The following is a 24,991-nucleotide window of genomic DNA, read 5'->3' on the forward strand; positions in this document are numbered from 1 at the left end:
CTCTTTCAGGTTACCTGAGTCGAAACCGGCCCGCATCCAGAGGGCCGGTTTTTTCGGGTACCTGATTGATCCTTACGTAACGAAGCGGTGGCAATGGGATCTGTCGGTAGGACCAAAAAGAAAGCGGAGCGCCATCCGGGGCACTCCGCTTTGCTTACTAGCTTTCTTCAGATTGATTTTTTACAGGCGCATGATCAGCACTGGCGATTGGGTATGATTCAATACATCGGCGGCCACGCTGCCCAGCAGGAGATGCTCTACGCCTTTGCGGCCGTGGGTAAACAAAACGATAATATCGGCTTCAATTTCTTCGGCATAGCTGATAATGCCTTCGGCGGCTGTTTTATCGCTGCGGATAGCTATATCGTAATGCGCCATACCCTTACTAAGGGCCAGTTCTTCTATCCAGCCCCGAACGGCCTCGGTATCCCGGTTGTCTGATGGTGTATAGACGTACAGAAAGTACCCATCCACATCTTCGCTGCCCTGGTTCAACTGGAATGGATACCGCTGCCATTTCTTTAACTGATCGTCTACATCAACGGCATACAGAATTTTTTCCGGCCTGAAATCCTGAATGGGGTCTTTAATAACCAGTACGGGACAGGTAGCAAACCGAACCACCGTTTCAGTGTTGGAGGTTTCCCAGAACTTCTCAAAATCGGAGGTACCCTTAGAGGCCATTACAATCAGATCGGCCGGGCGGCTGAGGATTGATTCAGCCAGGCCGTCGGTATTATCGCATACTGCGGTTTCAATGGGAATTCCCTGATACTCCGGCCGGGCGGTAATCTGGTGGAGTTCCTCCAGGGCTGTCGTAATGTTCTCCTGCAAAAGGGCCTGGAGGTCATACGTTCCAACGGGAAACGAAATGTCGGAGCAGGTCAGGGCCGTAGCGTGCATAGGCACAACGTGCAACAGCAGGATTTTTGCCTGTCTTGTACGACAGATGTCAGCTGCTATCTTCAGCGCGTTCAGCGAGAGGTCGCTCAGGTCGGTGGGTACCAGGATTGTTTGCATGGGCTTTGGTATCTTGTAATTATAGCCCAAAACAACGGCAAATCGTACTATTCCAAAATGATCTGCTTCAGCCCGGCGGCTAACTTTTGTCAGTCACAGCGCCGACAGAAAGGCCATGGTATCGACACCATCGGCGTAGTCGGACAAGCCCGGTTGCTGAGTCTGGCCGAAAGCTACACTAGCGGGATACCAGCCCTGACCGTTCTCCTGAGCCGCTGCGGCAACAACCTGTATTTTTTCTGATCTCTCCCTGATGAATGCATCCGCTTCGCTGAGGGTCTGGTAGGTCTGGTAGTAGACTACTGAGATCGGGGAAACTAGTTTATCATTTTCTGTCAACAGCAGAAAACCGTTGTCGTAGTGGGGAATCTGGTTTACCAGATAAATCGATTTATTATAGTCATAGTTATTAACATATTTGTTTTGATTGATATATTCAGTCGCCAGCGGCTCAAGCGCGCGCATCAGTGTTGCTATTGGATAGTTGTCCGGAATGAGCAATGTTGAAACATTCCGGCAGCCAAGTCCGTAATACTGCAGAATATCCTGACCTAATTGCTGGAGGTCCGCATCCCGCTCATCGCCCATCAGGATGCCCACCGATGTCCGGTTCCGGCGGATAATATGGGGTTTCCTGCCAAAATAATAGGTGAAGTAACGGGCGGTGTTGTCGCTGCCGGTAGCGATGAACGCATCCGCACTATTCAGCCGCTCGGCAATGGTGATAGCCTCCTCAAAGGCAGGATTTATTTCAGTGATTTTTTGTATTAAATATTGAATTAGTACAAAGTCCTGGCTACTTAACTTCGCCAGCAGATGGTGGCCACTGATCAGGACACATAACAGGTCATGAAAACCGACTGCAGGTATGTTCCCGGCCATGACAACCCCTACCTTTTTGGGCGATTCGGGCTCAATGGCATAGCTGGACGCCCAATTGGTCAGTGCTTCAGCATTCAGATAATTGGTTGCAATGGCTTGTAAGGCAGTCAGGGAGTTAGCGGGTGTAAACCACGGATTCCGGTGAAAGGCCTGCCGAACGACCTGTTCGAGTTCAGGCTGAGCTGAGTCCGAGCGTAAAAAAGTACCTAATTCGATAAAGGTTTGCAGTCGTTCAGATTGCCGCATGAAATGTAATTTAAGGCTTACGGATAGAGCAACCCACAAAAATAAATTTTAGTTTGCCCCCAACCTTTAAATAATTATATTTGTTGTTCAGTAATCAAGTGAAAAATAATTTCCAGCTATAAACTTGTACAACTCATGGCAATAATGATCACCGATGAGTGCATCAACTGCGGAGCCTGCGAACCCGAGTGCCCAAACACCGCTATTTATGAGGGTGGTGTAGAGTGGACATGGGGTGGAGGGACCAGCCTGGAAGAAGTTGATTTTGGCGATGGTACCGTTGTTAGCGGCAAAGCGCCACAGGCACCGGTGTCTAATGAATTCTATTATATAGTATCCGATAAATGCACCGAGTGTGTGGGTTTTCACGAAGAGCCTCAGTGCGCGGCCGTTTGTCCGGTAGACTGCTGTGTACCTGATCCTGAGCACGTAGAGGAGGAAGACACCTTGCTGGCAAAGAAATCCTGGCTACACGCTGAGGAATAACATATAAAGCTTCATTTAAAGTGCGCCCCGACCTAATTAGGTCGGGGTTTTTTGTGTTCACGAAAATTCAATAGTCTGCTTATAGAATGAACGGATTTATAAGAAATTTTTAAAAATTATTGAATTTTAGGTTAAAATAATAAGACGTTTTAAACAAAATTAGGCAAAAATTGAGAAAAGTGCTTTTCAAATAGACTGCCTTATTGTAAATATAAAATTTACCTATAATCTTTGTGAGGGCATAGAAAAATCTGCTATCACTTAAAACCACCAAATTAAACGTATGAGAAAAGGAATTTTACTTGTATCTCTAATCGCTTTGGCCGCGATTGGAAAGGCTGAAGATACAGATTCTACTTCGGCACCCAAGCAGGATGATGGGAGTAAAGGGAAATTCACTTTTTCCGGTTACATCGATAGCTACTACTTCGCCAACTTCAACCGGCCGGCTTCCCGCTCCAACCTCGGCGCGGCTGGTAACGCCAGGGCCTTCGACCAGCGCGCCGGGCAGTTTTCCCTCGGTTTGGTGCAAACCCGAATTGGTTACAGCACAACCAAATCAGATGTATTGGTTGACCTTGCCTTCGGTCCCAACGCAGATTTAGGTAATTACGGTAACCTGGTTGGTCCGCTGGGATCCAACTCGACAGCGCTGGCTATCAAACAAGCCTATTTTAACTGGAGAGCTACAGACAAGCTCACGCTAACCGCCGGGCAGTTTGGTACGCACATCGGCTATGAAGTCATCGATGCTCCGGTTAACTACAATTATTCGCTGTCTAACCTGTTCAACAATGGTCCTTTCTACCATATTGGTGCCAAGGCTACGTATGCGTTCAGCGACCGGACCGCGCTGATGCTCGGTGTGGTTAATAACATCGATAACCTGAATGACAACAATCGCTCGAAAGGTCTGATCGGTCAGTTTTTTGTCTCGCCCGCATCGGGCTGGAACCTGTACCTAAATGGAATGATCAGTAACGAGGCCAATCCGAAAGCCAACGGCAAAGACTCAACCGGTACCTACGCAATAATGGATTTAACCACTACCTACCAGATCACCGACAAATTCTTTCTGGGGCTGAATGCTGCCTACGGTGGCCAGAAGGGCGATTTCCAGGGTAGCGGTGACATTGGTAAAACCAAAACCTGGGGTGGTGTTGCCTTCTATTCAAACTATACGCTGACTGATAATTTTGGGTTAGGGGCCCGCTATGAAGTCTTCAATAATAAGAACGGTGCCCGCGCCCTGCGGAACTCCCTCGGAGAAGGCACCAGCGTGAATTCGGTCACTATCACCGCCAACATTACAGCCGCCGACGGACACCTGCTGCTGAAGCCTGAATTCCGGGTTGATAGCTACGCTAAACCGACCGCCCTTGGGGCCGAAAAGAACCTACAGTTTGAAGACAGCAATGGCGAGTTCACCAAAAGTTCACAGGCCACGCTGGGTATGGCCATGATCTACAAGTTCTAATTCCGACATCAGTTTCTTACCTAAAATATCTTCCTAGTACAACAAAAACCTGAATTTCGTATGAAAAAGCCTGCTTACTTACCGCTCATTCTTTTATTAGCCCTCAGCGTACTGGGTATCCTGATGCCTGCCGTTCCGAAGGCCATTGTAACCGAAGGGCTGGATACCGGCGATACTGCCTGGATGCTGGTCGCTACCGCACTCGTCCTAATCATGACTCCTGGTCTGGCTTACTTCTACGGCGGAATGGTAAACAACAAGAACGTGATTTCGACTATGCTCCAGAGCTTCATTGCCATGGGCGTCATCAGTGTTCTTTGGGTGGTAGTCGGCTTTAGTCTGGCGTTTGGTGAATCTATCGGTGGTTTTGTAGGTAACCCGATGACGTTCTTTATGTTCAACGGTGTACTCGATGGCAAGCCTTGGGAACTGGCCGCTACCATACCGCTGGTGGTATTTGCTTTCTTCCAGCTGAAATTTGCGGTAATTACCCCGGCGCTCATCACCGGTTCAATGGCCGAGCGGATCAACTTCCGGTCCTACGTTCTGTTCATGATTCTGTTCAGCATTTGTGTTTACGCTCCGCTGGCGCACTGGACCTGGCATCCCGAAGGTTTCCTCTTCAAGTTAGGTGTACTGGACTTTGCCGGTGGTACGGTGGTACATATGTCAGCCGGCTGGGCCGCTTTAGCCGGAGCCATTTATCTGAAGCGCCGGAAGTCACACGTTGGTGCGGAGTTCTTCCCGCCTGCCAACATCCCATTCGTACTACTCGGGACGGGTCTGTTGTGGTTCGGCTGGTTTGGATTCAACGCCGGTTCGGCGGTAGGGGCTTCCCCGCTGGCAGCTTCGGCATTCGCTACTACTAACACGGCTGCTGCGGCCGCCGGTCTGGCCTGGGTGCTGTTCGATTCCGCTAAAGGAAAGAAAGTTTCAGCACTAGGGTTCTGTATTGGTGCGGTAGTTGGTCTGGTGGCCATTACGCCGGCCGCTGGTTTCGTAACGGTGCCGACTTCGATCTTTATTGGTACGGTAGCGGCTATCATCAGTAACTTTGTCGCTCACCTGCGTACCAAGTCTACACTGGACGATACGCTCGATGTGTTCCCCTGCCACGGGGTAGGTGGTATGGTTGGTATGGTAATGACGGGTATTTTCGCCAGCAAAGGTGTAAACTCAGCCGTTGCCGACGAAGGACTGGCTTTCGGGGATACCAAGCTGTTCCTGACGCACATGCTGGCCCTGGTACTGGTATCGGCTTTCGCCTTCGGAATGTCTTACCTGCTGCTGGTAGTAACCAACGCGATTGAGCCGCTGCGCGTGAAGGAAGAAGATGAAAAAGTAGGTCTGGATGTAAGCCAGCACGACGAATTCCTGATCGACGCTTAAGATAACACGGCAAAGCCACAGGCCTTGCTGCACGGCACACGACTGCCAATTCAGTGCGACTGTGGTTTTGTTGTACTCGTCGAAGGTATCTGCTTTTAGCGGATACCTTCATTTTTTAACAAGAGAAGGCCCGGATTGCGCCGGGCCTTCTCTTGTTAAAAGCTATTGTCCTGGTCAGGTCTGTAAATGGACCAGGTCTGGTACCGTTTCGGCTACTTCCACCAGGCCGTCGGCGTTAATTCCGGTTAACCGGACCTGTTTGGTTTCGTTGATCAGCAACGGGTCATACTGTGCCGTTACCCGGACATAGTTCTCGGTAAAGCCCTGCATCTGACCGTTGTCTATATCTTCTTCAAACAGCACCGTTGCTTCGCGGCCAAGCTGAGATTCGTAAAAAGCGCGTCGTTTCTTATCCGACAAAATATGCAGCATTTTTGAACGCTCTGCGCGTTTATGCGCCGGGACTACCGGCTTAATAACAAGCGCCTGGGTGTTGGGCCGTTCTGAGTATGTAAATACATGCAGGTAGGCAATATCCATTTCATTAAGAAAGCGGTACGTTTCCTTAAATTCCTCTTCTGTTTCCCCTGGGTGCCCCACAATCACATCAACGCCGATGCAGGCCTGGGGCATATATGCTTTAATAGCCGCTACCCGCTCGGCGTATAGCTCCCGCCGGTAGCGACGGCGCATCAGCCCCAGCACCTTATTGCTGCCAGATTGCAGCGGCACATGAAAGTGCGGCACAAACCGCCTGGATTGCGCGACAAAGTTGATGATGTCGTTGGTCAGCAGATTGGGTTCAATAGAAGAGATTCGAAAGCGCTCAATGCCCTCAATTTCGTCCAGCGCCTGAATCAGTTCAAAAAACGTTTCCTGCCGTTCGCCGTTTTGCAGGCCGAAATCGCCAATATTTACGCCGGTAAGCACAATTTCTTTAACACCCCGGTCCGCTATCTCATGAGCTGCGTTCACCACGTTGGCAATCGTATCGCTCCGGCTACGGCCACGGGCCAGGGGAATGGTGCAATAGGAGCATGGATAGTCGCAGCCGTCCTGAACTTTCAGAAACGTACGGGTACGGTCGTTCAGCGACCAGGAAGCGTGGTAATCAACCACTTCTTCAATTGAGGAGTTATATACTTTTCCCTGACCAGTCGGTGCTTTTTCAAAGGTTTCAATCAGATCGGCCAGGCGGAATTTCTCGGCAGCTCCCAAAACAGCGTCTACACCTGGTATGCCGGCAATCTCCTGCGGCTTTAACTGCGCATAGCAGCCGAGAATTGCCACATAGCCATCGGGGTTGATCTTCTGAGCCTCCCGAACAATCTTCCGGCATTTTTTATCGGCATTATCGGTAACGGAGCAAGTGTTGATGATGAAGATATCGGGCTTCTGATTGAACCCCACCCGTTCATACCCCCGCTGCTCGAGCATTCGGGCAAGAGTCGAACTTTCGGAGAAGTTCAGTTTACAACCTAAGGTATAAAAAGCAACTTTTTTCATGAATGCGTAATCAGCCTGTTTATAGATACAGAAAAAGAAAAGGCTGGGTTCTAGTTTTATCAGAATTGGCTGAAAATCATGTAAAATTATGGAAATAAAGCCTTTTTGCCCAGTTTGCTAATAATAAAAGCAGCAGTTTGGGAATAAACTAGGGGTTTCGTTCTTTGAAACAGTTATAAGGCCTAATTTCCTTCTGGTGTTAATCTGTATTTCATTATACTATTTTGTAAAAGAGTTCTATTTGCGGGTGGAATAGTGATTTTCTAAGCTGTGCGTATAAGTTTGAAAAAAGGTTATAAATAACGCATAACCAATATTTTTCTTAAAAAACGGTTTAAAAGTTTGCCTTTTTCTTGGAAAGATGGTCAAAACATGTGTAAGTTTGGATGTTTTTCATCCAAAACCACCTAATTAAGTCAAATGGCAAATTTACGCTTCAAGGCACTTGAAATTGCACAAAGCCGGCAAGCACTGCCCGTAGCACCTCCGGCCGAGCGAGTAGGCGATTATTACGGATCCAACACCTTTAATAATGAGGTAATGCGGGCGCTTCTGTCTCCGGAGGCTTACCTGAAAATCACTGAGGCTATAGAAACGGGCGGTAAAATCGACCGCGAAATCGCCGATGAGGTAGCGAATGCGATGAAAGCCTGGGCGGTTTCGAAAGGAGCTACCCACTATACGCACTGGTTTCAGCCACTGACCGGCGAAACAGCGGAGAAGCACGATGCGTTCTTTGACATTACCATGGATGGCAAAGCCATTGAGAAATTTAAAGGGGGCGCCCTCGTGCAGCAGGAGCCTGATGCTTCTTCGTTCCCGAGCGGTGGTCTGCGCAATACGTTCGAAGCGCGTGGCTATACCGGTTGGGACCCCTCATCGCCAGCCTTCCTCATGGACAATGGTGCGGGTGGAAAAACCCTGTGTATTCCTTCGGTATTTATTTCATACACCGGCGAAGCGCTTGATTACAAGACGCCGTTGCTGAAGGCACTGCTGTCGCTGGATAAAGCCGCTACGGCCGTTTGCCAGTATTTCGACCGTAACGTTACCAAAGTGACCGCTACGCTGGGCCCTGAGCAGGAGTACTTCCTGGTCGACAAAGCGCTGTTCTATGCGCGTCCGGACCTGGTGATGGCAGGCCGTACCGTTTTTGGTCACTCCCCGGCCCGTGGTCAGCAGTTGGAAGACCATTATTTCGGTACTATCCCTCCACGGGCGAATGCCTTCATGGTCGACTTTGAATTCGAAGCGATGAAACTGGGAATCCCGGTTCGCACCCGTCACAATGAGGTAGCCCCTGGTCAGTTCGAAGTCGCCCCGACCTTCGAAGAAGTAAACCTGGCGATCGACCACAATGCCCTGTTGATGGATTTGATGGAGAAAGTAGCCGAGAAGCATAACTTTAAGGTGCTGTTCCATGAGAAGCCTTTTGCCGGTATCAACGGAAGCGGTAAGCACAACAACTGGTCAATGGGTACCAACACCGGTGTAAACCTGCTGGCCCCCAGCACAAAGCCGAAAGAAAGCCTGCGCTTCCTCACGTTCCTGGTGAATGTGATCAAAGCCGTTCATGACAATGCCGACCTGCTGCGCGCCAGCATCGCGTCGGCCGGTAACGAACACCGCCTGGGTGCCAACGAAGCTCCTCCGGCCATTGTTTCTGTCTTCCTGGGTGAATCACTGACCAAGGCACTGGAGGATCTGGAAGTGAAGTCGGAGATTTCGCTGAACAAAGGTGACAATGTTTATTATAAATTAGGTATCAACCGGATTCCATCCCTATTGCGTGACAATACCGACCGGAACCGTACTTCGCCGTTTGCCTTTACCGGTAATAAATTTGAATTCCGTGCCGTAGGGGGAGCCGCCAACTCATCGTCAACGATGATCGTGCTGAACTCAATTGTGGCCAGCCAGTTGATTCAGTTCAAGCAGGATTTGGACGCGCGTCTGGCTGCCGGCGAAAAGAAAGAACTCGCGATTGTTGATATCCTGAAGCAATACTATACAGCCTCTAAGCGCATTCTGTTCGAAGGCAACGGGTACTCAGATGAGTGGGTTGAGGAAGCCGCTCGCCGGGGCCTGTCCAATATTAAGTCTTCTCCCGAAGCACTGGAAGTCTATTTGAAGCCGCAGTCGCTGGATCTGTTTGAGAAACTAGGTGTCCTGAGTCATGCCGAGGTAGAGTCCCGCTACGAAATCGAACTGGAGAAGTACATTAAGAAAGTACAGATCGAGTCTCGCGTGATGGGCGACCTGGCTATGAACCACGTTGTATCAACCGCCCTGAAGTACCAGAACAAACTGGCCGAAACAGCAAAATCGCTGGTGGACCTGGGTATGACCGAAGAAGCCGAGCCGGTGAAAGACCTGATCCGGGAAATTTCGCGTCGGGTTATGACGATTAAGACGAACGTACATGACATGACCGAGACCCGTAAGAAAGCAAATAACCTGGGTAATACCTCGGAGACGGCCAAGATGTACGCTACCGACGTCAAAGACTTCTTTGATGTGATCCGTTACGAAGTTGATAAACTGGAGTTAATTATCGACGACGAGGATTGGCCTTTGGTGAAATACCGCGAAATGCTGTTCATTAAATAAATTCTGACCCACCGTTAAGAAAGCCCGCCGAAAGGTGGGCTTTTCTTTTTTGCGGATAATCAGCATCTTAGCAGTCAGACCGTCACCGAAGCCCATGTTTCCTCTGGACACTTTCCTGCGCGAGCTGACTCATTTGCCGCACCGTGGCGCTGCTACTCCCTGCGAATCGGAAGCGGCCCAATTGCTGGAGAACTATCTTACCCAAATGGAAGCCGATGTGCAGACCGAACTGTTTCGAACGCCCAAAACCTACGTTACGGTGGTATATTGGTTGTTAGGCGGACTGGTGTTCGGTTTATTGCTGGTGCCGTACCTGACCGTGACCGCGCTGGTGCTAGTCTGGCTCTTTGTTGTATTAGCCTGGTTATTTTTCAACTGGCGGTACTCGCCGGTCACCCGGTTTCCGCTGCAGCATATGGCCCGCAACGTTATTGGGCGCTGGCCGGCCCAGAACAACCAGAAACCTGTTTCCAAGGTAATTCTAATGGCACATTACGACACGGCACCGGTTTCGCTCCTGTACACTTCAAGCTTGGTCGGTAATTTCAGAGGTTCGATGATCTTGTCACTCGGCTTGATGGTAGCGTCCGCACTGGGTGCAACGCTTGAGGTGCTTGGTTGGGGATTACCCTATGTGACTTATCTCCGTTATGGGTGTATGGGCTATTTTGCCGTGCAGGCGGTATTGGCCACCGCAGGGTATTGGCTATACGGGTATACCAACGGAGCCAGTGATAATGCTACGGGTGTAGCGGCTGCGCTGGCGGTGGCCGACCGTCTGCGGCAGGCTAATATACCACACATGGATCTGGAGGTAGTGTTGACCAGCGCCGAAGAGGCCGGTATGATAGGGTCACAGCATTACGTGCAGGAGCACCGGTCTGACTGGCCGGCCGGTCGAACTGCCGTAATCAATTTCGATACCCTGGGAGCTGGTAAACTTACCCTCATTGAAAAGACCGGTACTATTGAGCCGATCCTGTACGACAATCCGCTAACCCAACTGGCCCGGAGGCTGATTGAACAGGAAAATTTCCAACATCATGTTCAAACCGGCGAATGGCATACTGCCGATTTCGACAGCATTTGGTTAGTGCGGGCAGGCGTACCTGTGATTACATTATGCGCGCTGGATGAAAATAAGCAGATGCCCCGCATTCACCGGCGCGACGATACCCTTGCGGCCGTAGAGTTAGAGGCTCTGACGACTGCTGTTGATTTTGCCGGAGCACTGGCGTATCAGTGGACGACGGTCCGGCAATTGACGGCCTCCTGATTACCTATCGAGTGGGAGAGCTTTGGTTTTGGTTAACCCGAACCAGATAAGTAGCTTTACCGCTTCATTACTCATTTATAGAATACCCGTCTATGGCTACTTATAAAAATCAGGGATATGATCCCGAAGAAATTGCTGAATTTAAAAAAGAACTGGAACAGGAAGGTAAATCATTCGCCCACGTTGAAGATGATGAGCTGGATGTACTCGACTCCGGCGAATGCGTTCATATTCAGTTTATCGGTAATCATAAGGGTGATGAGGTAATTTACGATGCCGTTATTTACACGCTGCGTTTACACCATAGCAGCCTGGTGTATGAGATGGCGGTGGAAAAGGTAAGAAAGAGTTTTCCGAAGTATGTTCCCCCCGAAGACCGGAATGCCAACTATAAAATCGATCCGGAGGAGGAAGAGGAGGTTGAACTGCTGCTAACTGAACTCATTGAGGAAATGGAGGAGACGGAAGCCGTGAAAGTACAGGAACATATCGAAGTTGACCATGATTTCGAGTACGGGATCGGCCTGGATGTGTGCCTGAACGTGGAAGAGATCACGGATGAGGTCATTGAAGAATTCATTCACGACTTCAACAGTAATGCGCTCCAACTGGATACAACGCTGTATTCGTTTTCAAGCGACGAACAGGAGGAATAATGATGTTCTTTGAAGGGACCGAGCGTTATGTGGCGACCCGCGAACTGAGTATGGCTGTTAATGCCGCGATTCAGTTACAGAAGCCGCTGCTGATCAAAGGAGAACCGGGAACGGGTAAGACGCTGCTGGCGTATGAGGTTGCCCGCTCATTGCAAAAACCTTTGTACACCTGGCACGTCAAATCAACCACTACCGCTCAGCAGGGCTTATACGAATATGATGCCGTGTCAAGGCTGCGTGATTCGCAACTGGGTGATTCGCGGGTAGGGGATCTGGCGACTTATATCAGGAAAGGAAAACTTTGGGAGGCTTTTGAGTCGGACGAGCAGGCCGTGCTGCTGATCGACGAGATTGACAAAGCCGATATTGAATTCCCGAATGATCTGCTCCAGGAACTCGACCGGATGGAGTTCTACTGCTACGAACTCCGGCAGACGATCAACGCCCGACACCGGCCGGTGGTCATCATCACCTCCAATAACGAGAAGGAACTACCGGATGCGTTTCTGCGCCGGTGTTTCTTCCATTACATCCGCTTTCCCGACCGGGAAACGATGCAGCAGATTGTAGAGGTTCATTTCCCGAATCTGCCCCAGGAGTTGATGGCGAAAGCATTATCGGTATTTTTTAACGTCCGTGACGTAAAGGCGTTGAAGAAAAAGCCTTCCACCAGCGAACTCATCGACTGGATTCGCCTGCTGCTGGCAGGTGGTGTCACCAGTGACGACCTGACCGACCTGGAATCGCTGAAGGAGCTACCGCCCTACATTGGTTCACTCCTGAAAAACGAACAGGATACCGACCTGCTGACCGCCCTGCGCAGCCGGGGGAGACCTTATTAGAGTAGACAGTGTGCAGTAGGCAAATTTAAAAAACCTCCTATACTGCCAATTGCCAACCGAGAACTGCAGACTGCCTTTTAACTATGTTTCTCGATTTCTTCCTCCTGCTGCGGCAACATGCGTTGCCGGTTACTTTGCCAGAATACCTGACCTTGCTGGAAGCGTTGAAGAGCGATGCCGGCGGGGTGAGTGTAGATGCCTTTTATTACCTCTCGAAGACGACGCTCATCAAACATGAGCAGCACCTCGACCTGTTCGACCGGCTGTTTGGTGAATATATTGCCGGTATTCCGTCAAAACCGGTGCCGGGGCTGACGGAAGTGCCACCGGACTGGCTGGAGAATGCCCTGTTAAACGATCTTTCGGAGGAAGAAAAAGCGGCTATTCTGGCGATGGGTGGGCTGGATGCGCTTTGGGATCGTCTGCGGGTGTTGCTGGAACAGCAGGAAAAGCGGCACGAAGGGGGTAGCCGTTGGATTGGTACCGGGGGGACTTCTCCTTTTGGGGCTATGGGCTATAACCCGGAGGGGTTCCGGATGAGTGGCGAAGCAAAGGGGAATCACATCGCCGTAAAAATCTGGGAACAGCGTGATTATCGCAACCTCGATGATGATCTGGAGCTGAATACCCGCAACATGAAAATGGCGCTGCGCCGGCTGCGGATTCTGACCCGCGAAGGTCAGGACGACGAACTGGATATTGACGGAACGATCGAAGAAACCAGTCGGAACGGCGGATTGCTGGATATCCAAATGCAGCCGTCAAGGCAGAACCGCGTGAAGGTGTTGATGCTGCTTGACGTCGGTGGATCAATGGACGAGTACATTGATTTATGTTCACAATTGTTTTCGGCTGCGCGCTACCAGTTTAAACGGCTGGAGTTTTTCTACTTCCACAATTGCGTTTACGAAACCCTCTGGCGCGATAATACCCGCCGGCACGATCGGGTCCCAACCTGGGAGGTGCTGCATAAGTACAATAAAGAATACAAAGTAATCTTTGTGGGGGATGCGTCCATGGCTCCTTACGAAATTACAACGGCCAAAGGCAGCATTGAGCATTATAACGAAGAAGCAGGCATTGTCTGGCTTAACCGGTTTAAACAACAGTACCCGCACCTCGTGTGGCTGAACCCGACCGTGCCCGGTTACTGGAAATATACCTCCAGTACCGGTCTGATCCGCGACTGGTGCGACGAGCGGATGTTTCCACTCACACTGAATGGCCTTACCCAGGCGATGAAATGCCTGAAAAATCCAAAGGTGCGGTATTCGGCTGACTGATTACTTTTGTGCCGTTATGAATCTATTCTACCAGCCAGATATTGCCAGACAACCCTATCTCACTGAAGAAGACTCCCGCCATGCCATCAAAACCCTGCGGCTCAGCGTTGGCGAATCTATCAGCGTAACTGACGGACAGGGCACCCGCTTTGATTGTGTAATTACAAAAGCCGATGCCCGGCAGTGTGCCGTTCGGATTGTGGAGTTTCACTCAACTCCCCGGCGGCCCTTCTCCATCCGCCTGTGCCTGGCACCAACCAAGAACATCGACCGGATTGAGTGGCTCGTAGAGAAAGCTGTAGAAATAGGGGTGGAGCGGTTCAGTTTTTTCTTCAGCCAGCATTCCGAACGGAGAGTACTGAAGACCGACCGGCTGATTAAAATTGCCGTAGCAGCCATGAAACAGTCGTTGCAAAGTTACCTGCCGCAGATTGATGAAGCTGTTTCGTTTAGCCAATTGTTGGCTGCTATTCAGGAGGAACACCGGTTTATTGCCCACCTGCCTGAACTAAGCGCACCTGAACATTTGTTCAACCTTACAGTACCCCAAACCTCATCTGCGATATTGATCGGTCCGGAAGGTGATTTTTCCGGCGAAGAATTGAAGCAGGCCGTGGAAGCTGGCTTTCGAATGGTTACCTTGGGTAAAAATCGGTTGCGGACCGAAACAGCCGCCCTAACCGCCTGTCAGATAATAAACTTAGCCAATATTTCGAAACACTGACGTTCACTTTTCGGTAGATACTGAAACCGGCACCGAAGCGTTATTTAGAGAGTCTCAATATTATATGATAAAATTTGTAAAGGTCTGGCTTCTCCTATTTAGTTTCTGGCTGGTAACCGACGCTCAGGCGCAATACGCCTATAAAATTGCCAAACTGAAGTACAATGGTGGGGGCGACTGGTACGCCAACAAAACCTCCCTTCCGAACCTTATTAAATTTGCCAATACCAATCTCCGCATGAATATCTATCCTGAAGAGGATATTGTCGATGTTGGGAGCCCTGAACTGTTTTCGTACCCGTTTGTCCACATGACCGGTCACGGCAACGTGGTGTTCAGCGATGCCGAAGCTCAGAACCTGCGTCGGTATCTGATGTCGGGTGGTTTTCTGCACATTGATGATAATTATGGCCTGGAGAAGTTCATCCGTCGGGAGATGAAGAAGGTCTTTCCGGAATTGAACTTTGTGGAGTTGCCATTCTCCCATCCGATCTACAACCAGAAGTTCAAATTTCCAAGCGGGTTGCCTAAAGTACATGAGCATGACGGCAAGGCTCCGCAGGGCTTTGGCCTGATCTGGCAGGGCCGGCTGGTCTGCTTTTTCAGCTTGGAATGCGATTTGGGTAACGGATGGGAAGACCAGACGGTTTATAATGATCCGGAGCCCGTTCGGCAGCAGGCGCTGCGCATGGGAGCCAACTTGCTGCAGTATGCCACTACCTCTTACCAATAGGACTTTTTAAGGAGGAAGGGCCTTTTTTTGTAAAAAAGTTTACTTTTGTACTAACATTCTGTTTTCTTAATACCACCCTAAATATTTCAGCTGTGATTGTATTGCTTGCTTTTATTGGACACTGGTATTTGTCCCTGTTCTGCCAAACATTTTTTCTGCACCGGTATGCTGCCCACAAAATGTTTACCATGAGTAAATTCTGGGAGCGGTTCTTTTACCTGCTGACCTATGTTTCACAGGGCTCCTCGTACCTGAGCCCACGGGCCTATGCCGTCCTGCACCGGATGCACCACGCATTCAGTGATACGGAAAGGGACCCACACTCTCCTCATCATACCAAAAACGTATTTACCATGATGTGGAAGACGAAAGACCTTTATAACGCTGTACTTCACCGCAAGCGACCGGTAGAGCGTCAGTTTGACCGCAACTATCCGGAGTGGACGCTGATCGAAAAAATTGGTGATTCATGGGTGAGCCGTATTGGCTGGGGGGTAGTTTATGGCCTGTTTTATATTTTCGCCTATATCTACCTGGATATGCACTGGGCGTTCTTTTTCCTGCTGCCAATTCACTTCCTGATGGGCCCGATCCACGGGGCAATCGTTAACTGGAGTGGGCATAAGTATGGATACGCCAACTACGATAACCACGATAAGTCGAAAAACTCTCTGGTGTTTGACCTGCTGATGATGGGCGAACTATTCCAGAACAACCATCACAAGCGGCCGAACAGTGCCAACTTTGGTGCCCGCTGGTGGGAGTTTGATCCTACGTACCCGGTCATCAAGGTGCTTCATAAACTGAAAATTATTGAGGTTAGACCTTCTGCGAAGCTCAAAGAAGCGCAGTTGGAAGTTGGTCATGACCGTTTGGTTGAAGACCAGAAAACGGAGAATCACACCGTTGAAAACCGCCGGGTGGAAGCCTGATCATTCACTTATCAACAAAAAAGGCCTCAAGTACTTGAGGCCTTTTTTATTTTAGAGCAGCAGGTCAGCGACTTCCTGCCAACTGTTAACTCGTTTGTATTCGGTTTCGTCCCGGTTGTGCAGAGCGGTAAAAAGCAGGCCCTGACCCGTAAACGTGCGTAGATTTCGGGGCAGATCATCAATCAGATAATCGGTATTGAGTACACTTTTATCGCCCAGAAAGATGATGTTACGCCAGTGAATGGCCGGAAAGTGTTCGGCCAGCCATTCGTATTTGTCCACGAATGAGTTAGGAAACTCCATGGCGGCCGTGGCGATGTATACCTCGTATTTCTCCATCAGCCGGTTCACCACATCCTGCGCTCCTTCCATGATCTGGATGTCGCGGAAGAAGCCGGGCTCATACACATTCCGGAACAGCGTCCGGAACTCCTGCTCGTCGAGCAGTTCATGAAATGACTTCTCTTTTAACTCTTCAATGGTGAATCGGGGGGCTTCACCATTGAGATAAATGTCAATAAACTTACGGTTGGTATCCGCCAGGACATCGTCCATGTCCAGTGCAATGCGTTGTTTCATCCTTTAAATTTAACACCAATCGCGCTTTTGCCACCTGAGTAGATGACAGCTTCGAAGTCTTTTTTATCCTCCGCAGCTTCTTTCTTCACCCGCTTGACAAATTGCGCCATATCTTCCTCAATTGAATTGTTGACTAAGCCGCTCGTAAAGTATGATTTCGCTTTCAAACCACCAGTGGCATCAACCACCCGGTCATACTCCCGAACCGGCTCACTCAGGACATAGAGTTCGTAGCCATCGACTTTCTTAACCCTGGCCAGGCCTTTGTTTTGTTCGGTAGCCTGAGTCTTGAATTTGATAGCCACTGCGGTTTTAGAACCAGAAATCAGAACCGCATCAAACTCCTTGTTGTCTTTCTTTCCTTGTTTGACGGCATGTCTGATAAATTGCTCTGCTTTATCCGAAACACCTTCATTAACGACGCCACCCGTAGCCAGTGAGGCCATTTTAAGGCCGGTCTCTACTTTAAACGCTACGTCGTACTCCCGCAGAGGCTCGGACATTACGTACGTTTCAACACCCTGAATTTTCTCGACGCGGGCGACACCGCTATTATCCTGGGCAAATACGGAGCAAAGGGTTGCTACAAAAAGCAGCATGGTGGTGTAGATAGATTTGTAGTCGTGCATGATTGTTTGTGGTAAAAGTTGACGGCTACAAACCTATCTAGGATACATACACCAGCCAAAAACGAGTGAGTAATCGGCTTTTTATTACAATGTTCGGTTAACATCGAACTTCTCCAGGTAATCGGCTACGCGCCGGACAAACTGTCCACCGAGCGAACCATCGACAACGCGGTGGTCGTAAGAGTGCGACAGGAACATCATTTGCCGGATACCGATCAGGTCACCCTGGGGCGTTTCTATAACGGCCGGTTTCTTCTGAATGGCACCAAAGGCCATGATCGCCACCTGCGGCTGAAGAATGATGGGGGTACCCAATACATTTCCGAACGTGCCGATGTTGGAGATGGTGTAGGTTCCGTTGGCCAGGTCATCGGCGGTCAGTTTATTCTCACGAGCCCGCTTTGATAAATCGTTCACCTTTTTAGTCAGCCCGATAAGATTATACTGATCCGCTTCGTGAATAATCGGAACGATCAGATTTCCGTTGGGCAAGGCCACGGCCATCCCAATGTTGATATGTTTTTTGACGATGATAGTGTCACCCTCCACCGAAATATTAATCATTGGGAAGTCTTTGATCGCCTTTACGACAGCCTCAACCAGAATAGGGGTGAAGGTCAGGTTTTCGCCTGTCTGGCGCTTGAAGTCTTCCTTGACCGCATTTCGCCACTGGACAACTGGCGTCATATCGGCTTCCACAAATGAGGAAACGTGCGGAGATATCTGCTTGGATTCGACCATCCGCTGCGCAATCATCTTCCGCATCCGGTCCATCTGAATAATATCAGACTGGCCGTTCACCGAAGCTGTTTTAGTCGGGCCGGTCGCGGGCACAGATGGAACCGTTGTGGGCTTACTGACTGAAGCGGGAGAATCAACTGATGGTTGAGGGGCTGGCTTTGGTTCCACTGCCGCCTGCTTCTTCCGCTGCTGCACATAAGCCAGCATGTCTTTCTTAGTGACGCGGCTTTCTGCCCCTGAGCCCGGAATACTGTTTAGCTCTTCGGCTGAGATGCCTTCTTCTTTGGCAATGCTGAGTACCAGCGGTGAATAAAACCGGTTACCGTAATGTACACTACCAGACGCTACCGGCTCCGGCAGTCGCGTACTCATAACCGAAATACCGGCTTCCAGTTCCTGCGCGGATGCTTCCACCGTTTCCGGCACCGCTACTTCTTCGGGTACCCTTTCCTGGTCAACGGGAGTCTGGGTAGGCGTCGTATCAGAACCCGCTTCCTGCTCAATTTCGATTCGGGCAATTGGTTGGCCGATGGGTACTACATCACCATCGTTTACGAGCACTTCTGTCAGGATGCCGGAATGAGAAGCCGGCACTTCAGTGTCTACCTTGTCGGTGGCCACCTCCAGGATGGATTCGTCGGCTTCAATGCGGTCACCGGGCTTTTTAAGCCAGGTAATCACCGTACATTCCATGATGCTTTCGCCCATTTTGGGCATTACCATGTCTACCAGAGCCATTGTATTAGTCGGTTTGGTACTTTGAGTTTGTTTGTGATTGATGAAGTTAATTCAACGTCAGCAACTCCTCCCGGAGCAGATTCAGCACATAATTCGTGGTCAGTTGAATATTCTGTTCGCGGTACTGCCCCAGTTTTAGCAATCGGGTTACCGTCCGCTGGTCGGTGGCGCAGGCAATCCAGATGGTGCCAACGGGTTTATCGGGTGTTCCGCCGTCCGGGCCGGCAATGCCGCTGGTGGCAATGCCCACGCTGGTGCCCAGCACCCGCCGAACGCCTTCAGCCATGGCCTGTATGGTGGGCTCACTCACGGCACCATGTTCGGCCAGCACCGCCCGGTCTACCCCTAGCTCTTTGACTTTTATTTCATTGGCATAACTGACAATGCTGCCCCAAAAATACGCAGAAGCGCCCGGAACTTTGGTGATTTGTGCGGAAACATAACCACCGGTACAGCTTTCAGCAATGCCCAGCGTCAGCGATTTCTCCTTCAGCAGGCGACCAACCACCGTTTCCAGCTCATCGCTATCAAAGCCGAACACATGCTGGTCAATCAAAGGCAGGACGTTGGCTACCTGTTCCGCCAACTCCTGCTGCAATTGCTGTGCATTAGTGCCGGTGGCCGTCAGGCGCAATTTGACCTGACCGAAGCTTGGCAGATACGCCAGCCGGATTTGCGGGGGGAGCGCGTCTTCCCATTGCTCGATACGCTCGGCCAGAAACGACTCACCAATGCCGACAGTCCGGATCATTTTGTGCAGGATGACGGGCGTCCGGAAATGTGCCTGAAGTTTGGGCAGGATCAGGTTGGTCATCAGGCTTTTCATCTCAAACGGCACCCCCGGCAGTGAAACGTACACCCGCCCGCGAACGTCGCCCTGGTCGTGCTCAAACCACATACCCGGAGCGGTACCCCAGTGATTCGGAATATAGACGCAGTTGGCCGGCAGGGCGGCCTGGAGCCGGTTGAGCTCCGTCATGGCCCGGCCGCGTTTCGCAAAGAAGCCCGTCACCATCGCCAGCGCATCAGGGTTCATAACCAGTTCGGTGTTAAAGTACCGGCACAGGGTATGTTTGGTAATGTCATCTTTGGTTGGCCCCAGGCCACCCGTCAGGATAATCACATTAGCCCGCTGGTGGGCTTCCTGTAAGATTTGCAGAATGGCTTCTGCCTGATCGCCGACGGAGGATTTACGGACAGTCCGGATGCCGATATTGGTCAGTTCGGTGCTAATCCACTGGGTGTTGGTATCGGTTATCTGGCCGAACAGTATTTCGTCGCCGATGGTTACTACTTCAGCAAGGATGGTTTCAGGCATAGTACAGGTTTCGGAAAAAACGGGCTGCCGGCTAAACCTTTCACCGTTTTTTGGGTCAAAAGTACATAAAATCGCTAAATCGGATGAAAAAGATAATCTGGATAACCACCGCACTCACAGGCCTGTTTCTCACAACAACGCAGGCTCAGACACCGCGGACCACCCTGGGCAAGATCCTTGAGAAAGTAACACAACCTACCGGTACCGGTTCGCTGACAGCCAACGAAATCGCTCTGGGCTTAAAAGAAGCGCTCCAGGTTGGTATTACCAATGGTGCTAAACAAGCATCGGCCGTAGATGGCTACTTCAGGAATCCATCCATCAAGTTGCTGTTTCCACCGGATGTACAGCGTATGGAGGCCCGACTGCGGCAGATTGGGCTGGGGCGGCAGGTCGACCAGTTTATCCTGTCCCTGAACCGGGCCGCTGAGGATGCTGCCAAGCGCTCACGGCCTATATTCATTTCGGCTATTACGTCCATGACCATTCAGGATGCGCTCGGTATTCTACGGGGCCAGCCCGATGCGGCTACCCAGTACCTTCGCCGGACTACTTACCAGCAGCTTGTCAACGAGTTTACACCCGTAGTCGATAGCGCCCTGACGGCCAATAATGCAACCCGTTACTACGGAGACCTGGTTCGGACTTATAACCAGATACCATTGGTGCAGAAGGCTAATCCCGACCTGACAAACTACGCTACGACCAAAGCTGTTGACGGCCTGTTCCTGCTGATTGCACAGGAGGAGAAAAAAATCCGTGAGAATCCGGCTGCCCGCGTGAGTGATATTCTGAGAAGAGTTTTCGGATCGCGGCAGTAGTTTGGTTGAGGGATTAATTGGACGGTTTGCCGGCTTCAATGGGGATTTGTAGGGATAGCATTCCCTATGTTGCATATAGCGTAAGCAAACGGTGACATCTACCTCTAAATTACCTAAAAACGTGGCTGAATACCCGGTGGCTCACGAGTTTTTCGTAATTTAGGGGTTTAATTGCTCCTTTATACATTTGTATGAAAAAATCTGAAATTCGCTTTAGCGTTGAATTAGACCCCTCCAATGTACCCGACAAGATATACTGGGATGCCACCGATAACCCCAACGAAGGCCTGAGTGACACCAAAGCCATTGCCGTTGCGCTTTGGGACCATTACCACCGCAGCACCATGAAAATAGACCTCTGGACCAAAGATATGGAGGTGCTGGATATGAAGCGGTTTATCATTGAAATCATGAGCGGCCTCGCCGATACCGCTATGACGGCGACCGGTGACCAGCGGATGGCCGATGATATTGAAAATCTCTGCCGGACGATCAGCAAACGGGTTGAGGAAGAATATAAAGCGCAGAATCAGCCCAACAGCAATAAATAAGTCATCTGCCAACTCTGTTCTACCATGAAGAAATTATTCATTTCGCTGGTCATCTGTTGCCTGTCCGTGTCGGTAGTGATGGCACAGAAGGGCAAAAACGGAATCCTGTTCAGGGAAGCTCCGCTGGAAGAGGTTTTCCAGGCTGCCCGCAAGGCTGGTAAGCCCGTGTTTGTGGAGATCTACTCCCCAACCTGCCATGTCTGCCAGAGCTTTGTGCCGACACTGAACGACAGTCGGGTAGTCGATTTCTACAATGCCCGTTTCATCAGCACGAAGCAGGATATTACCCAGAAGGCCACGCAGGCTTTTCTAGGCAGCCGGAAAATGTACGTTCCGCAATTGCCACTGTTCCTTTACTTCGATGCACAGGGAAACCTCCTGCATATGGCAATGAGCAGCAACACGGCCAATGAAGTAATCCGACACGGCACCAACGCGCTCAATCCCGGCCAGCGGACCCAGGGCATGAAGGGCCGGTACACCAAGGGCGAGCGGTCACCGGCTTTCCTGATTGATTACGCTATGTACTCGCTGGTCACCCGCGATACGGTAACAAACATGAAGGCGATGGAAGAGTACGCCCGGCAGGTGCCTGCCAGTGATTTTGCCAAATATACCAACTGGCTGGCATTGAAAAAGCTGGTCATGGATTCGGATAACCCGCTGTTCCAGTACTTTCTGACGCACCAGGATCAGTATAAAAAGCACGCTCAGCCCGATGAACTCAAAAATGTGGCTGAGAACATTCTGATGTCCTCGTTGTTCAGCAGCCGGGGTGCCCGGTATTCACCGGAAAAGATTCTGGAAATCCGGTCTAATCTGGCTAAAATCGGGATTGATCCCAAAGTAGCCGCCAACCGGACCTTGTTACCGGAGGTAAATGCGTTCTTCCAGACGCGCCAAACGGCCAAAGCCGTAGCCCGGATGGACAGTCAGGTAACCAACAACCCGATCACTGTTCCGGAGTTTGTTTACATCACCAAGCTGTTTAACCGCTTAAGTCCGGACCCATCTGATGCGCCAACGGTAATCAAATGGGTAAACAAAGCTTTTGCGCTGAACAAAGCGACACCCAGAGAACAGTCGGACCTGTATTATGAACTGGCCGAGGCTCACCGTCGGGCCGGCAACATGGCCGAAGCATCAAAAGCGGCTCAGAAGTCGATGGAACTGGCACAGGCAAACAAACTGGATGTTCGGCGAAACGTAGAGCTGATGCAGAAGTTGAAATAAGCAAATGCTCCCCAAAAACATTGGCCTGCTCCGGACGGAGCAGGCTTTTTTTTGCCCCGCCAACACGCAGGATTCAGGGAGGGATGTGCGCAAGTGCCTCGCGGGAAAAGATATTTGACCTTACCAGCAACTTATCGGAAGGTAAAGTGTTTACTAAGTAGCTTCCCTTCATGTCAGCTTAATTCGTAAGCTAATCGTCCTGACGCCCGCGCTTGTCACTGTACTGCCAGGTAAGAATCACGTATCGTTTCGGCTATTGAACCGGGCTATTCAACATGACATTTTAAACCCAAACCAATGAAACTATTCCTTAATCAATTCGATATTCCTTTCCAGGTCGACGATTCGGTTTTTATCAACCAACCCCTTACGTACTGGACAGACAACAACGCAAAGGTGGTGCCTCACTTCTCAGGAGTGATCAAATCCATTGAAGTCATCATCAACCCTAAATCCCGGTTTATCCGGAAAAAAGGTGAACAAAATACCTTGGTCGTCGATATGGTCAGGTACGAAATACTACCTCACAGTCAATTTAATCCGTTTGGGCAGGTTGAGATTTTTGATCAGGTGGAAAGTGGTTCTAAACTGTTTGCTACCGAACAGGCCTTACTGAATGATTCCGCAACAAATCCCTCCGTGTATCACGCGAAGGGTGAAGCGCTTAACATTACAACGTCTTTATAGCCGCAATAAACTCTCGTAAAGCATGAACGGACTCCATCAGGTGCTTAAATCGTTATTGAAAGAAGGGGTAATGAATTATGATACCCTTTCGTCGGTCAGCGGCTTAACCGTTTCCTATTGTCAAAAACACGCCGAACAGCTTCTTCAGCAGGGGATGGTCAGAATTATGCCATTTGGGGGAAGTCAGAAAAAGGATGTAGTCATCATGCTTACCCCTGTGGGAAAAGAAACCGCAGCCAGACTGAATTCCGAGATCCGTCAACCAGGTGAGGCTTACCAGTAGCAAAAAATTGACTTACAGGTAATAATCAGGTTAAAAAAGCTACCTTAGCCAGCCTAAACGACGCAAACATGGTTGATAGCTTGCCCCAGCTACTTCGTAGCAAGAAAAAAGACCTTCTCAATACCTGGCTTCAGAAGCAATTGACCAGTGAAACGCTCCGCGATGATCTGATGACAACCGACGAGCTGCGGGGGCAATCAGAGGATCTTATCAATGCATTAACTAAATCCATATCCGATAAAACGAGTGATAGCCTAGAATCCGCTGACTATGAGGAAGTAGCAGAAGTTCTGTCGGGAATCTCTATATCGCGGGCCCGGCAGGGGTTCTCGCCCCGCGAAACGGGTCAGTATATTTTCAGCCTTAAAGAGTCTATTCTGGAGCTGCTTCAACAGGAAATGGGTAACGATCCGATGAAGCTGTTTAAAGAAAGTCTGAAAGCAAATCGCCTGCTGGACAATTTCAGCATCATCACGTTTGAAACGTTTATTAAGGAACGTGAAGAAGTCATCTTCCGCCAGACAGCAGAAATCAGTGATATTTCACTGCCGGTGATCCAGGTGTGGGACGGTATTCTGGCCCTGCCCATTATTGGAACCCTGGATAGTGCACGCACCCAGGTTGTCATGGAAAACCTGCTCCAGAAACTTGTCGACACCGGCAGCAGCATTGCCATCCTGGACATCTCCGGCGTGTCGAGCGTCGATTCGCTGGTCGCGCAGCACCTGATCAAGACCGTTAGTGCTACCCGGTTAATGGGGGCCGATTGCATCATTAGCGGTATTCGGCCCGAAATCGCCCAGACCATCGTTCACCTGGGTATCGACCTGTCCAGTATCATCACCAAAGCTTCCCTGGCCAGTGCGCTCAAGGAGGCCTTCAGCATGCACAGGCTGGTTGTCAGACGACAGGAAACCGAGAAGAAAGTTTTCTAAAGCGGCTTTTGTATGGACAAAATTCCTATACTGCGGATGGGGCCGTTTCTGCTCGTTACCATCCAGGTAGATCTGTACGACCGGCTGGCCCTGGACCTGGAAACCGATCTGATCAGTACGGTTCATAAAACGGGTGCCTGTGGTGTCCTGATCGATATTTCAGCCGTATCCATTGTTGATTCCTTTATGGGCCGGGTGCTGGGAAATATTGCCAGCATGACCAGGGTACTTGATGCCGAAACCGTGGTGGTCGGTATACAACCAGCGGTAGCCATTACCCTGATTGAGCTGGGCTTATCGTTGAAAGGAGTGCATACAGCCCTCAACGTTGAGCGGGGTATGGCCTTGCTGCAGACGAAGCTTGGTCTGGATACCGGCATGGAGGATGACGTTGAGTAAAGACGGCCGTCTGGT

The 24,991-nt window shown here is 50.3% G+C and carries 25 protein-coding genes; 18 read left to right on the forward strand and 7 right to left on the reverse strand.

The features are described from left to right. Positions 1 to 180: 180 nt before the first annotated feature. Together ABD949_RS05345 and ABD949_RS05350 are read right to left on the reverse strand one after the other, a co-directional pair. The gene (locus tag ABD949_RS05345) at positions 181 to 1,020 is read right to left on the reverse strand and encodes a universal stress protein (protein ID WP_345241352.1); all 840 of its coding nucleotides are present in this window, start codon (positions 1,018 to 1,020) and stop codon (positions 181 to 183) included. Positions 1,021 to 1,113: 93 nt separating this feature from the next. After that, positions 1,114 to 2,148: an aldehyde dehydrogenase family protein gene (locus tag ABD949_RS05350; RefSeq protein WP_345241354.1), complete on the reverse strand. Its 1,035-nt coding sequence runs from the start codon at positions 2,146 to 2,148 to the stop codon at positions 1,114 to 1,116. A 135-nt stretch (positions 2,149 to 2,283) separates the two neighbouring features. Here ABD949_RS05350 and ABD949_RS05355 point away from each other — a divergent pair, with 135 nt between their 5' ends. The 3 genes from ABD949_RS05355 (at position 2,284) to ABD949_RS05365 (ending at position 5,500) form a co-directional block, all read left to right on the forward strand. Then, positions 2,284 to 2,634, forward strand: a complete 351-nt coding sequence (locus tag ABD949_RS05355) for a 4Fe-4S dicluster domain-containing protein (protein WP_345241356.1) — start codon at positions 2,284 to 2,286, stop codon at positions 2,632 to 2,634. 283 nt (positions 2,635 to 2,917) lie between these two features. After that, complete coding sequence (locus tag ABD949_RS05360) at positions 2,918 to 4,111, forward strand: porin (protein WP_345241358.1); 1,194 nt, start codon at positions 2,918 to 2,920, stop codon at positions 4,109 to 4,111. Positions 4,112 to 4,171: 60 nt separating this feature from the next. Continuing rightward, positions 4,172 to 5,500: an ammonium transporter gene (locus ABD949_RS05365; RefSeq protein WP_345241360.1), complete on the forward strand. Its 1,329-nt coding sequence runs from the start codon at positions 4,172 to 4,174 to the stop codon at positions 5,498 to 5,500. A 174-nt stretch (positions 5,501 to 5,674) separates the two neighbouring features. Here ABD949_RS05365 and mtaB read toward each other — a convergent pair whose 3' ends face one another. Next, the gene (mtaB, locus tag ABD949_RS05370) at positions 5,675 to 7,006 is read right to left on the reverse strand and encodes a tRNA (N(6)-L-threonylcarbamoyladenosine(37)-C(2))-methylthiotransferase MtaB (RefSeq protein WP_345241362.1); all 1,332 of its coding nucleotides are present in this window, start codon (positions 7,004 to 7,006) and stop codon (positions 5,675 to 5,677) included. A gap of 420 nt (positions 7,007 to 7,426) precedes the next feature. Here mtaB and ABD949_RS05375 point away from each other — a divergent pair, with 420 nt between their 5' ends. From ABD949_RS05375 to ABD949_RS05410, 8 genes are all read left to right on the forward strand, one after another. Continuing rightward, positions 7,427 to 9,616 carry a glutamine synthetase III family protein gene (locus ABD949_RS05375; protein ID WP_345241365.1) on the forward strand — a complete coding sequence of 730 codons (2,190 nt, stop codon included), beginning with the start codon at positions 7,427 to 7,429 and terminating at the stop codon, positions 9,614 to 9,616. 94 nt (positions 9,617 to 9,710) lie between these two features. Further along, positions 9,711 to 10,892 (forward strand): M28 family metallopeptidase, encoded by a 1,182-nt coding sequence (locus ABD949_RS05380; protein ID WP_345241367.1) that lies wholly within the window; start codon positions 9,711 to 9,713, stop codon positions 10,890 to 10,892. Positions 10,893 to 10,984: 92 nt separating this feature from the next. Further along, positions 10,985 to 11,548: a hypothetical protein gene (locus ABD949_RS05385; protein ID WP_345241369.1), complete on the forward strand. Its 564-nt coding sequence runs from the start codon at positions 10,985 to 10,987 to the stop codon at positions 11,546 to 11,548. 2 nt (positions 11,549 to 11,550) lie between these two features. Beyond that, the gene (locus tag ABD949_RS05390; RefSeq protein ID WP_345241670.1) at positions 11,551 to 12,390 is read left to right on the forward strand and encodes an AAA family ATPase; all 840 of its coding nucleotides are present in this window, start codon (positions 11,551 to 11,553) and stop codon (positions 12,388 to 12,390) included. Positions 12,391 to 12,473: 83 nt separating this feature from the next. Continuing rightward, positions 12,474 to 13,673, forward strand: a complete 1,200-nt coding sequence (locus tag ABD949_RS05395) for a vWA domain-containing protein (protein WP_345241371.1) — start codon at positions 12,474 to 12,476, stop codon at positions 13,671 to 13,673. Between the two features lie 16 nt (positions 13,674 to 13,689). Then, positions 13,690 to 14,397 carry a 16S rRNA (uracil(1498)-N(3))-methyltransferase gene (locus ABD949_RS05400; protein ID WP_345241373.1) on the forward strand — a complete coding sequence of 236 codons (708 nt, stop codon included), beginning with the start codon at positions 13,690 to 13,692 and terminating at the stop codon, positions 14,395 to 14,397. 64 nt (positions 14,398 to 14,461) lie between these two features. Next, positions 14,462 to 15,130 carry a DUF4159 domain-containing protein gene (locus ABD949_RS05405; protein ID WP_345241375.1) on the forward strand — a complete coding sequence of 223 codons (669 nt, stop codon included), beginning with the start codon at positions 14,462 to 14,464 and terminating at the stop codon, positions 15,128 to 15,130. A gap of 92 nt (positions 15,131 to 15,222) precedes the next feature. Continuing rightward, positions 15,223 to 16,062: an acyl-CoA desaturase gene (locus tag ABD949_RS05410; RefSeq protein ID WP_345241377.1), complete on the forward strand. Its 840-nt coding sequence runs from the start codon at positions 15,223 to 15,225 to the stop codon at positions 16,060 to 16,062. Positions 16,063 to 16,113: 51 nt separating this feature from the next. Here the strand turns inward: ABD949_RS05410 and ABD949_RS05415 are convergent, their stop codons facing one another. The 4 genes from ABD949_RS05415 to ABD949_RS05430 all read right to left on the reverse strand — a co-directional run bounded on the left by ABD949_RS05415 (position 16,114) and on the right by ABD949_RS05430 (position 20,067). Then, positions 16,114 to 16,641: a 5' nucleotidase, NT5C type gene (locus ABD949_RS05415; protein ID WP_345241379.1), complete on the reverse strand. Its 528-nt coding sequence runs from the start codon at positions 16,639 to 16,641 to the stop codon at positions 16,114 to 16,116. After that, complete coding sequence (locus tag ABD949_RS05420) at positions 16,638 to 17,270, reverse strand: hypothetical protein (protein WP_345241381.1); 633 nt, start codon at positions 17,268 to 17,270, stop codon at positions 16,638 to 16,640. The genes ABD949_RS05415 and ABD949_RS05420 overlap by 4 nt, the downstream gene beginning before the upstream one ends. 84 nt (positions 17,271 to 17,354) lie before the next feature. Beyond that, positions 17,355 to 18,749: a dihydrolipoamide acetyltransferase family protein gene (locus tag ABD949_RS05425; protein ID WP_345241383.1), complete on the reverse strand. Its 1,395-nt coding sequence runs from the start codon at positions 18,747 to 18,749 to the stop codon at positions 17,355 to 17,357. 46 nt (positions 18,750 to 18,795) lie between these two features. Then, complete coding sequence (locus ABD949_RS05430) at positions 18,796 to 20,067, reverse strand: competence/damage-inducible protein A (protein ID WP_345241385.1); 1,272 nt, start codon at positions 20,065 to 20,067, stop codon at positions 18,796 to 18,798. 83 nt (positions 20,068 to 20,150) lie between these two features. On the opposite strand from ABD949_RS05430, the gene ABD949_RS05435 reads away from it, so the two are divergent. From ABD949_RS05435 to ABD949_RS05465, 7 genes are all read left to right on the forward strand, one after another. Further along, positions 20,151 to 20,888, forward strand: a complete 738-nt coding sequence (locus tag ABD949_RS05435; RefSeq protein WP_345241386.1) for a DUF4197 domain-containing protein — start codon at positions 20,151 to 20,153, stop codon at positions 20,886 to 20,888. A 191-nt stretch (positions 20,889 to 21,079) separates the two neighbouring features. Beyond that, a complete protein-coding gene (gene gldC / locus ABD949_RS05440; protein WP_345241387.1) occupies positions 21,080 to 21,439 on the forward strand; it encodes a gliding motility protein GldC in 360 nt (119 codons plus the stop codon). Positions 21,440 to 21,463: 24 nt separating this feature from the next. Beyond that, a complete protein-coding gene (locus ABD949_RS05445) occupies positions 21,464 to 22,672 on the forward strand; it encodes a thioredoxin family protein (RefSeq protein WP_345241389.1) in 1,209 nt (402 codons plus the stop codon). 297 nt (positions 22,673 to 22,969) lie between these two features. Next, complete coding sequence (locus tag ABD949_RS05450; RefSeq protein ID WP_345241391.1) at positions 22,970 to 23,359, forward strand: hypothetical protein; 390 nt, start codon at positions 22,970 to 22,972, stop codon at positions 23,357 to 23,359. A gap of 22 nt (positions 23,360 to 23,381) precedes the next feature. Continuing rightward, a complete protein-coding gene (locus ABD949_RS05455; RefSeq protein WP_345241393.1) occupies positions 23,382 to 23,642 on the forward strand; it encodes a hypothetical protein in 261 nt (86 codons plus the stop codon). A 68-nt stretch (positions 23,643 to 23,710) separates the two neighbouring features. Continuing rightward, on the forward strand, positions 23,711 to 24,577 hold the full coding sequence (locus ABD949_RS05460) for an STAS domain-containing protein (RefSeq protein ID WP_345241395.1): 867 nt from the start codon (positions 23,711 to 23,713) through the stop codon (positions 24,575 to 24,577). A 12-nt stretch (positions 24,578 to 24,589) separates the two neighbouring features. Then, positions 24,590 to 24,976, forward strand: coding sequence for an STAS domain-containing protein (locus tag ABD949_RS05465; protein ID WP_345241397.1), 387 nt, complete (start codon positions 24,590 to 24,592; stop codon positions 24,974 to 24,976). Positions 24,977 to 24,991: the final 15 nt, after the last annotated feature.

Origin of the sequence: Nibrella saemangeumensis, assembly GCF_039541915.1 — a bacterium.
GTDB lineage: Bacteria > Bacteroidota > Bacteroidia > Cytophagales > Spirosomataceae > Nibrella > Nibrella saemangeumensis.